The organism is Caballeronia udeis, assembly GCF_001544555.2.
Taxonomy (GTDB): domain Bacteria; phylum Pseudomonadota; class Gammaproteobacteria; order Burkholderiales; family Burkholderiaceae; genus Caballeronia; species Caballeronia udeis.
Window position 1 is genome coordinate 19,138 of record NZ_FCOK02000030.1, and the last position, 13,023, is coordinate 32,160.

Genomic DNA, 13,023 nt, shown 5'->3' on the forward strand with positions numbered 1-13,023 from the left:
CGGGGCGATATTGATCTCAACCCCTTTCATGTCAGCGCCCACATTCGCAAAGGCGTCGCACGAACTGCCCCAGACATGGGCGACGCTAGCCGAATAGTCCGTTTGCGCTCGAACAACGTATAACCACTCAGATTGCGTTTGCCATCCATGTCCGCTTTTATTGCGACATTATTGAGTATCGATTTATATTTCCTTTTCATGATTGATATGCATTCCTAATGTACCTGCCGGATTTTAGTTGGGAAGAGATTCAACACTTCCGGAATGGGTACCCGCTTCAGGCTACCGTATGTGTCCGTAGGGGACGGCGGAATGTGAACCCACTTGCTGTGCGGAACCGACACCGGACGAATACCACCGCAGGTGAGCCATGAGACGCCGGAGATGAACCGTTTGTATCGATTTCGCTTCAGCGCTTAGTTTATTAGGAGCGAGGGCGTTTAATCATAGGCGCACTCTTAAAGAACGCGTGTGCAGCGGGATGGGACACACCAATTAAAAAGGGCGATCCGAACATCCGGATCGCCCTTGCTTCACATCGGTATTAGCCGATTAGAACTCGTAGCCCACCTGAGCCCGCGCGCCAGTGTCTCCATGGGGCGTTACCGACAACGCTCCATTGACCAGCCAGGCACCATCACGCGAACGATAGGTTGCGCCCGCACCCACGGCGCCGTAGCCCTTGTAGTTGGCTACACCGACGGCCACCACCGTCTTGCCCGGTTCGCGCGGCGAGAGACTGGGCATGGCCATGGCCGACGCCACGCCGCCAAACGCGCTACGTTGCAACGCCGTCATGTTCTGGCCAACTTCGTTGCGTAACGCATTGACCTGATTCATGTTGGCTGCATCCGTCCCGCCTTGCCCCGGAGCGACGTTCGTCACGCGGCGCTCGTTGCCTGCTGAACCCACCGATGCCGTGTTGTCCTCGTTCGCAACCGAATTGGCGCCCAACGCGACCGAGCCGCCATTGGGAGCGAAAAAGACGGTATTGCTTGATGGAGCGTCCATCGTCACAGCGTTAGTTCCACCGTTTCCCATCACGATTGACGAAGCTGCGCCGTTTGTAATAATCGAACCGATCGAAAAGGCGTTGCCACCATTCGTCTTGACGTTATGCCCGATCGCTGTCGAGTCTGCACCAGCAGCACCGTTCGCGTACGATCCGTCTCCTAACGCATTGTCGTTAGGACCAACGGTCGTGGCCCCATTGCCAGTGGCAGTCGACGCCATCACACTGCCTGCTGCGAGAATCAGCGCCGCAGCAGCAGCGCTGCGCGCCACTTTCCCGCCACCCTTCCCACGCCCACGACACAATTCCGATGCCGCGACCCAAGCGCCCAGAGCTTCGCTCCATACCGATTTAAAGACCTTGTTCATGCTGATTACCTGCCAAAATTTGCGGAAAGTATCTGAACGCGAAACGACCGATCGAAACGATTCGTGAGCGCATACAGGAAAGTGAAACGATCCGCGACTCTACTCAGCACAACTTGGCATTCGAATCAGATTTATCCGAATAACAAAAGCGTCGCTATACGCGCCACACCTTTGTTCATCCCAATAAAAAATCACTAAGCTTTTTTAGCCCATCCGGGTTACGTGCGACGCGCGAGCATAAAAAAACGGCGACCGGATCACCCCAGTCGCCGCTTCATCACCATCTCAATTTATCGATATCAACTCGTCAGGATATCGTAATAAATAAAAAGGTCACGCTACGTTGCTCGTTGCATTGACCCGCGCGTTCGCCGACGCCACCGCAGTCATGTTGATGATCCGCCGCACGGTCGCGGCCGGCGTGAGAATGTGCACAGGTTTATCTGCGCCCAGCAGGAACGGCCCAACGGTCACGCCTTCGCCGCTCACCATCTTGAGCAGGTTGTACGTGATGTTGGCCGCTTCCACGTTCGGCATGATCAGCAGATTCGCTTCACCAGTCAGCGTCGATGCCGGGAACGCAGCCTTGCGAACCACTTCCGACAACGCCGCGTCACCATGCATTTCGCCATCCACTTCCAGATCCGGCGCACGCTCCGCGATCAACTTGCGAGCCTCGGCCATCCGCTTCGATGAAGCCGTTGGCACGCTGCCGAAGTTCGAGTTCGACAGCAACGCGACCTTCGGCGCAATCCCGAACTTCTCGATTTCGCGCGCCGCCAGGATCGTCATATCGGCGAGTTGCGTGGGCGTTGGGATCTCGTTGACGTAGGTATCGCTGATGAAGAGATTGCGCCCCTGCAACATCAGCAAATTCATGGCGGCGAAGTTCTGAACACCCTCAGCCTTGCCCAACACCTGCTCAATGAATTTGAGATGGTCGTGGTACGTATCGATCATCCCGCAGATCATGCCGTCGGCATCGCCCAGACGCACCAGGATTGCACCGATCAACGTATTGAACTTGCGCAGCGCGGCCTTCGCGTTGTCCGGCGTCACGCCTTCACGCGCAGCAATGTGGTGATATTCCTGCCAGCACTTCTGATAACGCGGATCGTCTTCCGGATTCACTATCTCGAAATCGGTACCGGGTTTCAGCTTCGAGCCCATCTTCTGGAGACGCATTTCCACCACCGCCGGCCGCCCGATGATGATCGGCTTCGCGATCTTCTCCAGCAGCACAAATTGCGCGGCGCGCAGCACGCGCTCGTCTTCACCTTCGGCAAACACAATACGCGCCGGCGCCGACTTGGCCGCCGCGAACACCGGCCGCATCACCATGCCCGTGCGATACACCGTCGTGCCCAGTTCCTCGCGATACGCATCCATGTCGTGAATCGGGCGCGTCGCCACGCCCGAATCCATCGCGGCTTGCGCGACGGCCGGCGCGATCTTGATGATCAGGCGCGGATCGAACGGCTTCGGAATCAGGTAGTCCGGACCGAACTCGAGCGAATGGCCTTCATAGGCTTTCGCGACTTCATCGCCCTGATCGGTCTCTTCGGCCAGTTCCGCGATCGCGCGCACGCACGCAAGTTTCATCTCTTCGGTGATCGTGGTCGCGCCCACATCCAGCGCGCCGCGGAAGATGAACGGGAAGCACAGCACGTTGTTGACCTGGTTCGGATAGTCCGAACGGCCAGTCGCAATGATCGCGTCGGGACGCACCTTCTTCGCTTCTTCCGGACGGATTTCCGGCTCGGGGTTGGCCAGCGCGAGGATCAGCGGCTGCGTGCCCATGACCTTGACCATTTCCGGCTTGAGCACGCCGGCGCTCGAGCAGCCGAGGAACACGTCGGCGTTGTGGATCGCATCGGCGAGCGTGCGGTCCGACGTGTTGGCCGCATAACGTTCCTTCGATGGATCCAGGTTGCCGCGTCCCTCGTAGATCACGCCTTTTGAATCGCAGACCAGAACGTTGGCCTTGTTCAGCCCAAGGTGAACAAGCAAATCGAGACACGCAATCGCCGCCGCGCCCGCGCCCGAACACACGAGTTTCACTTCGTCGAGCTTCTTGCCGACCACTTTCAGGCCGTTGAGAATAGCCGCCGACGCAATGATCGCGGTGCCGTGCTGGTCATCGTGGAAGACGGGGATCTTCATGCGCTCGCGCAGCTTCTTTTCGATATAGAAGCACTCCGGCGCCTTGATGTCTTCCAGGTTGATGCCGCCGAGCGTGGGCTCGAGCATCGCGATGGCATCGACGAGCTTGTCCGGATCGGTCTCCGCGAGTTCGATATCGAACACGTCGATACCCGCAAACTTCTTGAAGAGGCAGCCCTTGCCTTCCATCACCGGTTTAGCGGCGAGCGGCCCGATATTGCCGAGACCGAGCACGGCCGTGCCGTTCGTCACAACGCCGACAAGATTGCCGCGCGAGGTGTACTTCTGGGCGTCGAGCGGGTCGTCGAAGATCGCCATGCAGGCAGCGGCAACGCCCGGCGAGTAAGCCAGCGACAAATCCAGCTGGTTCGACAGGGGCTTGGTCGGCGTGACCGAGATCTTGCCGGGCTTCGGATACTGGTGATACGCGAGGGCGCTGAGCTTCAGTTGTTCGTCCATGATTGGCCTGAGAAGTTTAGGAAAAGAGTTGGAAAATGAATGACTTGGAGGGCTCGGAAACTGCGTGCAGGACGATCAATTCTCGTGATGAATCAAATGAACTTTGCCCGCCAGGCTGGTCATGAAGACGCTGCGCAACGGCGGACGTGTTGAAGACCACGCGCATGAGCGCGACAGTGAAACAATGGGCCGTAGCATTTTTCGGGGATAAATAGTGTACACCGCGCCAGAAAATTGACGCATAGCACCATTTTCAACAGAAACAGCGTCTAACCGTGCGAAACTCGTTGCATCGATTGCTCGACAACCCGTGGATTAACAAGACAATTCCGTCAAGGAAGCAGGGTTTCACGCTACGTCCGCGTCTTGTCTGTCGGGTAAAATTCCGGCCTACGCGCGCATCGAACGCCGTCGAACTTTGCTCGACCGGCGCCCCCGCAGCGCCAGGCGCCATTGGCCGCCGCTTGATCGCCGCTCAAAACGGGCGTCAGGCGCCACCTCAAAATCCAAGGATTCGCCCATGACAGGCTTCGACCGCCAGACGATCTCCGACACCACCGCCAAGATGCTGCTCGAAGTGCAGGCTGTGCATTTCAACGCGGACAAACCGTACATTTTCACGTCGGGATGGGCGAGCCCGGTTTATATCGACTGCCGCAAGCTGATCTCTTATCCGCGCGTACGGCGCGCGCTCATGGAAATGGCCGAGACCACGATCCTGCGCGATATCGGCTACGAGCAGATCGACGCTGTCGCTGGCGGCGAGACCGCGGGTATCCCGTTTGCCGCGTGGCTGTCGGACCGGCTGATGGTGCCCATGCAATACGTGCGAAAAAAACCGAAGGGGTTTGGCCGGAATGCGCAAATTGAAGGGTTGCTGACCGAAGGCCAGCGCGTGCTGCTGGTGGAAGACCTGACCACCGACAGCCGCAGCAAGATCAATTTCATCAACGCGCTGCGCACGGCCGGCGCAAGGGTGAACCACTGCTTCGTGCTGTTTCACTACAACATCTTCAAGGAAAGCGTCTCGGTATTGAAAGATATCGACGTGGAGTTGCACGCGCTCGCGACGTGGTGGGATGTGTTGCGCGTCGCGAAGGAGGCAGGCTATTTCGAAGCCAGGACGCTGGATGAAGTCGAGAAATTCCTACACGCGCCGGCCCAATGGTCGGCTGCGCACGGCGGTATAACGGCATCGCCGCAATGATTGCCTGGCATTGAATTTTTCTGTAATTAAAAAAGCCGTTCGTTTCAATAAACGAGCGGCTTTTTTATGCAACGATAATAACGATTATTACGTATTCACGGGAATGGCATCGTCAAGATTTCCATCGCCCACATAAGCCGACAGATTCAATAACCCGTTGCTCTGGGCATATTGAAACAATTCAGAATCCCGTTCAATTCCCAGCTTGCGCATGGCGGTATTCTTTTGCGTGCTGATCGTTTTAATACTGCGCTTCAATTGTGCGGCAATTTCGGTAATCGTCATGCCGGAGACGAATAAACGTACCACTTCCAGTTCCCGTTTCGACAACACCACGTCACGTTGCTGGCCACTCGCCGACAAGCCCATGCTGTCGAGCGCCAGACGCACCGACGGCCCGATATATTCCTGCCCCCGCATGACATGGACGATGGCCAGTCCAATGTGGCTCAAATCGTCTGACTTATTGATCACGGCCGTCACACCCACTTCACGCAAGCGTTTCAGGAGCGCGGGATTTTCCAGCATGGTCAACACGACGATGCGCACCGTCGTAAACTGACGCCCGATATAACCCAGCAGCGGCATGCCGTCGCCATATTGGCCACCCGGCATGGCGAGGTCGGAGACAACCACGTCACAGGGCGATTTTTGCAAAAGCTGAATCAATTCCGTCGATTGTCGCGCCTGCCCAATCACTTCGATTTCGGGAAACTTCAATAGCGCCTGCGCGGCGCCAAACAGAATGACAGGACGGTCATCGGCAATAATGACTTTTATCCGTTGACCCATTATTTACCCCTCGCTCGTAAATGGACTAATCCTTCGCGCATTATAGGCGATGTGCAATTATTCATTACATTGTCCCTTCAGCCGGGAGAGCGAAACTGCGGCTAAACCCGAAGTCGCGGTGTTGACCCTTGCCGAGTCTCGTTTTGAACGTTTGAAAAATTTTGTCCTTTCCCGCAATGTTAAACTTGAATCCAGCTCTAAGCCTATTTCTGAGACAAAATACATCGTTACACTGGGTGAAACGCCAGATTTGGCCGCGCCCGTGACAGGGAGAATTCGCACCATGCGCTTGGGGATCGGGCTTGTGGTTTGTGCTGTGTACCGCGCTGTTGAGTGGCGTGTCGTCAGGTTCCGAGTTTTCAGCCGTGCAGTGCTGCTGCCGCTTTTCTGCGCCGCGATGGTATCAAATGCGCCGCGTGCGGTCGCTGAAGTTATCGACGCAGCGCCTTTCACGTTGACAAGTACCGACATCTCCCCTAACCAGCCAGTGCCGCTCGCCCTCGTCTACGACCAGAACGACTGCAAAGGCGGCAACCGGTCGCCGCAACTGTCATGGCATGGCGCACCGGCAGCCACGCAAAGTTTCGCGATCACCGTCTTCGACCCCGACGCGCCCGGCCGCGGCTGGTGGCACTGGTCCGTCGCGGGCATTCCCCCGAACGTCTCGAAGTTGCCGTCGAACGCGAGCGCCGCGGGGGTCCTGCGCAAAATGGGCGCGGTGGAAGCGCGCAATGACTTTGATGTCGACGGCTATGCGGGGCCGTGCCCTCCGCCGGGCAAACCGCACCACTACGTCATCACCGTCTACGCGCTCAACACCAGCGACTTGCGCCTGCGTCAAAGCAGTCCGGCGCTCATGTTCGAACACGAAATCCGCACCACGACCATCGCCAGCGCGCAACTCGTCGTTACCTACGGGCGCTGAACGGCCTCATGGTGCGTCGGCAGGTCGAATTTGGCTTTGCTAGACTCGCGGGTGAACTATCGCCAGCGGCATGTGCTGCCGGTCAAATTCTCGCGAAGACGCACGGTCATGGTTGTTCTCGCGCAACTCGCACCTTTGACGTCTTCGTATCGCAGACGGGGAATGAAATGCCGAAAATCGTTATCGTTTATCACAGCGGCTACGGTCATACGAAAAAAGTCGCCGAAGCCGTGCTCACCGGCGCTATTGACGCCGGCGCGGACGCGAAGCTGCTGGCGGTCGGCGACCTGGACGACGCCGGCTGGGCCGAGCTCGACGCCGCCGACGGCATCATCTTCGGCACGCCCACCTACATGGGCGGTCCGTCAGCGGACTTCAAGAAATTCGCCGACGCCAGCTCCAAACCGTGGTTCGCGCAATCGTGGAAAGACAAGATCGCGGCCGGGTTCACCAACTCGGCGACCATGAACGGCGACAAGCACTCGACCATTGCCTACCTCATCACGCTGGCGATGCAGCACAGCATGATCTGGGCCGGCACGGGCATGATGCCGTCGAACACGAAGGCGGCCACGCGCAACGACCTGAATTTCGTCGGCGGTTTTTCGGGCTTGCTGACGCAATCGCCGGCCGATGCGTCGCCTGACGAAGCCCCGCCGCCCGGCGATCTGGAGACAGCAAAAGTGTTCGGTGCGAGGGTCACGGCCGTGGCGGCGCGGTGGAACGCGAAGTAGTTTTTTTGATGGCATTGCAACGTTTTTCAGGCCGATCGGCCAATGTCGCCGGCGATGCCATCGCGTTGTCGCGGAAGCGCATTAAAATGGCGTTTTGACCGCGCCCTGGCCGCAAGACGTCCGGGCGCGACCGAACCCAGCGAGATCGAGATGACCACGAAAGTATTTGTCGACGGACAGGAAGGCACCACTGGCCTGAAGATTTTCGAATATCTGTCCGAGCGGCGTGACGTCGAGATGTTGCGTATCGAGGAAGCACGGCGCAAGGACGTGGAGGAGCGCCGTCGGCTGATCAATGCCTCGGACGTTACGTTCCTTTGTCTGCCGGACGTTGCCTCGCGCGAATCGGTTTCGCTGGTGGACGCGGACAATCACCGCACCGTGGTGATTGACGCCAGCACGGCGTTCCGCACGCACGACGACTGGGCGTACGGCCTGCCCGAACTCATGCCGGCGCAGCGCGAGCGCTTGCGTACCGCGAAGCGCATTGCGGTGCCGGGCTGCCATGCGTCGGCGTTCCTGCTGGCAATGAAACCCCTGGTGGCAGGCGGCCTTGTCTCCGCGAATTTCGCCGCGCACGCTTATTCCATCACCGGCTACAGCGGTGGCGGCAAGAAGATGATCGCGGACTATGAAGCAGGCGGAAATCCGAAGCTCGACAGCCCGCGGCCTTACGCGTTGGGCCTGACCCACAAGCATCTGCCGGAAATGGCGGTGCGCTCGGGACTGAAGCACGCGCCGGTGTTCACGCCTATTGTCGGCAACTTCCTGAAGGGCCTGGCCGTCACCACGTACTTCTCGCCCGATCAACTGTCGCGCGCCGCCAAGCCGCAAGACGTGCAGGCGTTGTTTGCCGAGTATTACGCGAACGAGCCGTTCGTGCGTGTGTTGCCGTTCAACGCAGACAGCAATCTCGACGACGGCTTCTTTGACGTCCAGGCCTGCAACGACACCAACCGGGTCGAGCTGTTTGTCTTCGGCAACGACGAGCGGTTTGTCACCGTCGCACGCCTGGATAACCTGGGCAAGGGCGCATCGGGTGCGGCCATCCAGTGCATGAACCTTGCGATTGGCGCTGACGAAGAATCGGGCCTCACACGCTAAGCCGAGTATCGATTCAAAGAAAAGCTGAGCGCACCACGCGCTCGACATTGTTGAAAGCCGGTTTCCGCCATCAAGCGAAACCGGCTTTTTTACGCCTTCAATCCGCGCTCTGACATTCGTTTCAACTCTCTGTCCTGCCAATCCCCCGCAGATCAAACGAAAGCTCAATTGCGTCTTTCATAGGGATTCCACCAATTTATTTACGAACGTTCGTTCGTCGATGATTACGCGCTTTCGCACTTAAACCTTCTTCGTTTTACGTCTTATTGAAACAGATTTTCTCTAATCAACCTTACAGAAAAACTTTTGTTTCAATACGCCGTCTGCGCCTTATCAGTCAAGGCACCGCCGGAAGACCGCTGTTTGAATCGGTGATTTAGATGTTTCAGTCGGTTGACATACGAAAAAGTGACAGCGAAATTACACGCGCAAAAATAGATAAGGGAGACAGCGGTATGCCGTATGCCATTTCGAAAGGACTCGCGCTCGCACTTGCGACCGCGCCGTTGTTTGTTGCGTGCGGTGGCGGTAACGCCGACAACCCGGGTCCGATCAACACGCCGCAATGTTCCGGCGCGAGTTGCGGCACGCAGGGTGCGCCGGCCGTCGGTCCAGGTGCAGGGCCGCTGTGTCCGGCCAACGCGGACATTGTCTCGAGCACGTATCTGGGCGGCGCGGGCAGCGGCGAGATCGTGAGCCTGAACATTGACGCCGTGAACATGAAATACACGCTGAAGTGGCTCGAGTCCCCCATTCCCCTCGTCACCGGTACCGTCAATCCCACCCGCAAGGGCACGACGATTGTCGGCGCCGTGGTTCACCCGCCTGCGGGCACGCTGCCCACCGCGGAGCAGACACGATGCGCGTTCGTGTTAACGCCGGGCGGTGGCCAGGCATCGGATGGCTCGATCTACACCACGGCCGCCGCGTTCAACCAGGCGAATCCGCCGACCATCTTTATCGGCCAGGGCGTGGCCGGCGGCGGCATTCCGGGTGCGACCGTGCAGTACAGCGGGGCGACGCTGACCGCCGACGGCGTCCACGCTGTTCCCGGTTTTCCGCCTTTGTTCCCCGTGCCGAACCGTCATTTCGACTTCTATCCGTTCATCGGTTTCTCGACGGTGAGCACGAACGTCGCGGATCTCAAGGGCACGTATAACGCGCTGCTTTACCACCTGGTTCCATCGAACAACTACTCGACCACGACCACGCAGGCGCAAGAATCCTTCGATGCCGCCGGCAATTGCACGGTACCCGTACCGGCATCGAATACCGCCTGCCAGACGACAGGCGGCGCGTGGACAGCGAACGCCGGCGGCTCGTACTTCACCAGCGCGATTGCGCCGCAAGTCCAGGGCAAACGCTCGTCACCGGCGTTGACGAGCCTCGGCTTCCCCGCGTTCCCGGCTGTTGCGAACGCGAACATGGTGATCGGCAAGATCAACGGCGCCGTCGTGCCGATTGTCGTGCGCGCCGGTCAGGTCTCCGTGCCGTCGCCGCTCACGCCGCTGAACGCCACCGCATCGCAAGTCGACGATGAATCCGGCATCGCCATGCTCGCTCCGAATACGGCGCTCACGTCGGGCGCATTCGACGGTGGTTATGTCGGCGCGGATTCGAACTTCAAGTACACGGCGACGCTGCTGCAAGGCCCGGTCGGCTCGTTCATCAATCCATCGACGCAAGCTTCCGAGACCGGCTTCGGCATGAGTTACGCGCAGCAGTTGCCCGGCTTGATCGGCGTGCAGGACCAGAACGGCGGCCAGGGCGCGCTGATCTCGGCGGGGGGTCTCTACGGGATTTTCATCGCCGGCAGCACGGTGAACGGCGGGCTGACATCCACGTCCGCTAACACCGATACGCCCGCGAGCCCGTACTTCGGCATCGGTGCGCTACTCAGCAAATAAGCACTGCCGAGCACTCAAGACCAGGGCAACCGGCACGCGCCGGTTGCCGACGAAAGACGAACGAACAAATGTGGATGGAGACAGCAGCATGAAATGGAGAACTTTTGCGTTGGGTGCGATGGGTGCGGCCGTCGCCGGCGTCACGCCGCTTCTCGGCGGCTGCGGTGGCGGCAGCGATGCGCCTCAGGCGCCGGTCGTCCGGCTGTGCCCGGCATCGCTCGACTACACAACCACCTTCACAGGCGGTGGCGGCAGCGGTGAACTGATCAAGCTGCAACTCGACACGACAAAACTCACGTGGCAGGTGACCTATGTGGAATCTCCGATTCCCGCCGTCACCGGCACGGTCTCCCCCACTCGCGCCGGCACATCGCAGAACGGCACGTTGACGATGGAAACCGGCCTGCCCACGCAAAAGCTCAATCAGTGCGCGTACCAGTTGAACGGTGCAACGCTCGATCCGACGCGTCCCGCGCGTATCTTCGTGGGCGAAGGGGTAGCGGGCGGCTCCATTCCCGGCAAGGAACTGCAGTTCGGCGGGATTCTTGGCCAGGGTGTCGTACCTGACCGGACCTTCCCGTATTACCCGTTCATCGGTTTCTCGACGCTCGAGACGAATCTCGCCAATGTCGCAGGGACCTATAACCAACTGGGCTATCACGAGATTCCGTCGCAGAACTATGCACGACTCTCCGTCGATTCGAAGATCACGATCAACGCCGACGGCACCTGGCAAGAGTGCGACAACACCGGTGTGAACGCCGGCAAGTGCCAACAGGCGGGATCGAACTTCACGCAATCGCCGGATGGCAGCGGCGCGTTCGTGACCAACAACTTCCTCGGGCAAGGCAACCCGACGCTCGCAGCTGGTCCGCTGGGCAAGGGCTACATGATCGTGGGCAAGCTGCGTGGCCAGAACGTGCCAATCCTCGTGCGTACCGGCACGGCAAACGCCACGATCACCACGGGCATTCCGCCGTTCGCCGACGACGAATCCGGCATTTCGATGATGTCGCCGCAAATCAGCGTGGTGTCGGGATCGGTGGATGGGGAATACGTCGGCGTGGATAACGCCTTCGACTACCGCACGACCGCGCTCAGCGGCACGCAGGCCACCTTGATCGATCCGTTCCAGCCGTCGCAGGTCGCGTTGTCGCGCGCGCTGAATCTGAGTTACACGGAAACCGTTCCGGGCGTGGTGACATCGACGGTCGTGGCGGCGTCGACCGGCACTACACCAACCGGCAAGTTCATCTTCTCCGGCGGCGTGTTCGGCTATCTCGACCAGAGCGACCCGGCGACACCGTATTACACCATCGGCTCATTTGTGCAGTAACCCCGTGACCGTCTGGCAGCCCATCAAGAACGGCTGCATGCGAACAACGCCCGGGTGTCCACGTGCCGCGTTCGCATGACGGCCTGTAACCGAAGAGAGACGAAATGAAAAAGCTTTTGGCTGCGGGAAAACCGTTGGCGTTTGCGATAGCTGCGTGTGCATCGCTGTCGGCCCACGCGCAAAGTGCCGGCGACAACGTCGTGGGACTCGGCTGGTTCCACGTCATGCCGCAGGATTCAAGCGATGAGCTGACCACGCATGTAGCGCCCACGCCGATCAATACGCCGCTGCGTTTGCCGTCGCAATTCACGTCGGCGGGGACGAGTTTATCGACGAAGAGCGCCGATACGTTCGGCCTCGTCTTCACGCACTTTTTCACCGATCACATTGCGACCACGTTCGTGGGCGGCGTGCCGCCCGAGTTCGAACTTGATGGTCACGGCACGATCCAGCCACCGGGGCCGGCGGGCACGCTTGGCAACCAGAATCTCGACCAGACCAATCCGATCGTGAAAAGCGTGCGGCAGTGGAGCCCGGCGCTGATTTTCCAGTATTACTTCAATGCGCCGACTGCTGCGTTCCGGCCGTTTGCGGGCATTGGCGTGTCGTATAACTTCTTTACGAACATCAAGCTCACCAACGGTTTCGTGACATCGACGCAGAATAATCTTGGCGCTGTGCTGGCGGCGGGCGCGGGCAAACCGGGGCTGACGTCAGTGGAGGCGAAGGCTTCATCGTCGTGGCAGCCGGTGTTCAATCTTGGTGCCACTTATAACTTCGACAAGCACTGGGGTTTGATTGCTTCGCTGACCTACATTCCGCTGAAGACGACGTCGTCGTTGATTATCAAGGCGGCCGACGGGACCGAACTGGCTACGACGAAGTCAAAACTCAGTGCCAATCCGCTGATTACGTTCCTGGCGGTTTCGTACAGGTTCTGAGGGAGCGTAGGGACCCCAAGCGCGGATAAAAAAAAGCCCGCCTAAGATGGGCGGGCTGAATCCATATCAGTGGAG

10 protein-coding genes are annotated in these 13,023 nt (G+C 59.1%); 7 read left to right on the plus strand and 3 right to left on the minus strand.

All coding sequences use genetic code 11. From position 1 onward, the window contains the following. Nucleotides 1-552 precede the first annotated feature (552 nt). On the minus strand, nucleotides 553-1,380 hold the full coding sequence (locus tag AWB69_RS21110) for an ESPR-type extended signal peptide-containing protein (protein WP_062088297.1): 828 nt from the start codon (nucleotides 1,378-1,380) through the stop codon (nucleotides 553-555). 333 nt (nucleotides 1,381-1,713) lie between these two features. Further along, nucleotides 1,714-4,002 carry an NADP-dependent malic enzyme gene (locus AWB69_RS21115; RefSeq protein WP_062088298.1) on the minus strand — a complete coding sequence of 763 codons (2,289 nt, stop codon included), beginning with the start codon at nucleotides 4,000-4,002 and terminating at the stop codon, nucleotides 1,714-1,716. 520 nt (nucleotides 4,003-4,522) lie between these two features. Between AWB69_RS21115 and AWB69_RS21120 the strand changes: the two genes are divergently transcribed. Next, entirely contained in the window at nucleotides 4,523-5,209 is a 687-nt protein-coding gene (locus AWB69_RS21120; RefSeq protein ID WP_062088299.1) for an orotate phosphoribosyltransferase, read from the plus strand. Between the two features lie 87 nt (nucleotides 5,210-5,296). Here AWB69_RS21120 and AWB69_RS21125 read toward each other — a convergent pair whose 3' ends face one another. Beyond that, nucleotides 5,297-6,001 (minus strand): response regulator, encoded by a 705-nt coding sequence (locus AWB69_RS21125; RefSeq protein WP_062088300.1) that lies wholly within the window; start codon nucleotides 5,999-6,001, stop codon nucleotides 5,297-5,299. A 397-nt stretch (nucleotides 6,002-6,398) separates the two neighbouring features. On the opposite strand from AWB69_RS21125, the gene AWB69_RS21130 reads away from it, so the two are divergent. The 6 genes from AWB69_RS21130 (at nucleotide 6,399) to AWB69_RS21155 (ending at nucleotide 12,948) form a co-directional block, all read left to right on the plus strand. Then, the gene (locus tag AWB69_RS21130; protein ID WP_156528922.1) at nucleotides 6,399-6,926 is read left to right on the plus strand and encodes a YbhB/YbcL family Raf kinase inhibitor-like protein; all 528 of its coding nucleotides are present in this window, start codon (nucleotides 6,399-6,401) and stop codon (nucleotides 6,924-6,926) included. Nucleotides 6,927-7,093: 167 nt separating this feature from the next. Then, nucleotides 7,094-7,660: a flavodoxin family protein gene (locus AWB69_RS21135; RefSeq protein WP_062088446.1), complete on the plus strand. Its 567-nt coding sequence runs from the start codon at nucleotides 7,094-7,096 to the stop codon at nucleotides 7,658-7,660. A gap of 150 nt (nucleotides 7,661-7,810) precedes the next feature. Continuing rightward, the gene (argC, locus tag AWB69_RS21140) at nucleotides 7,811-8,764 is read left to right on the plus strand and encodes an N-acetyl-gamma-glutamyl-phosphate reductase (RefSeq protein WP_062088448.1); all 954 of its coding nucleotides are present in this window, start codon (nucleotides 7,811-7,813) and stop codon (nucleotides 8,762-8,764) included. 455 nt (nucleotides 8,765-9,219) lie between these two features. Continuing rightward, nucleotides 9,220-10,671, plus strand: coding sequence for a DUF2957 domain-containing protein (locus AWB69_RS21145; RefSeq protein ID WP_062088302.1), 1,452 nt, complete (start codon nucleotides 9,220-9,222; stop codon nucleotides 10,669-10,671). 88 nt (nucleotides 10,672-10,759) lie between these two features. After that, nucleotides 10,760-12,007, plus strand: coding sequence for a DUF2957 domain-containing protein (locus tag AWB69_RS21150; RefSeq protein WP_062088304.1), 1,248 nt, complete (start codon nucleotides 10,760-10,762; stop codon nucleotides 12,005-12,007). 104 nt (nucleotides 12,008-12,111) lie between these two features. Continuing rightward, on the plus strand, nucleotides 12,112-12,948 hold the full coding sequence (locus AWB69_RS21155; RefSeq protein WP_062088306.1) for an OmpW/AlkL family protein: 837 nt from the start codon (nucleotides 12,112-12,114) through the stop codon (nucleotides 12,946-12,948). Nucleotides 12,949-13,023 lie beyond the last annotated feature (75 nt).

Bases quoted from the DNA above. Each gene is read 5' to 3' on its own strand.
- AWB69_RS21110 (WP_062088297.1), bottom strand. From the start codon at position 1,380: ATGAACAAGGTCTTTAAATCGGTATGGAGCGAAGCTCTGGGCGCTTGG.
- AWB69_RS21115 (WP_062088298.1), bottom strand. From the start codon at position 4,002: ATGGACGAACAACTGAAGCTCAGCGCCCTCGCGTATCACCAGTATCCG.
- AWB69_RS21120 (WP_062088299.1), top strand. From the start codon at position 4,523: ATGACAGGCTTCGACCGCCAGACGATCTCCGACACCACCGCCAAGATG.
- AWB69_RS21125 (WP_062088300.1), bottom strand. From the start codon at position 6,001: ATGGGTCAACGGATAAAAGTCATTATTGCCGATGACCGTCCTGTCATT.
- AWB69_RS21130 (WP_156528922.1), top strand. From the start codon at position 6,399: ATGGTATCAAATGCGCCGCGTGCGGTCGCTGAAGTTATCGACGCAGCG.
- AWB69_RS21135 (WP_062088446.1), top strand. From the start codon at position 7,094: ATGCCGAAAATCGTTATCGTTTATCACAGCGGCTACGGTCATACGAAA.
- argC (WP_062088448.1), top strand. From the start codon at position 7,811: ATGACCACGAAAGTATTTGTCGACGGACAGGAAGGCACCACTGGCCTG.
- AWB69_RS21145 (WP_062088302.1), top strand. From the start codon at position 9,220: ATGCCGTATGCCATTTCGAAAGGACTCGCGCTCGCACTTGCGACCGCG.
- AWB69_RS21150 (WP_062088304.1), top strand. From the start codon at position 10,760: ATGAAATGGAGAACTTTTGCGTTGGGTGCGATGGGTGCGGCCGTCGCC.
- AWB69_RS21155 (WP_062088306.1), top strand. From the start codon at position 12,112: ATGAAAAAGCTTTTGGCTGCGGGAAAACCGTTGGCGTTTGCGATAGCT.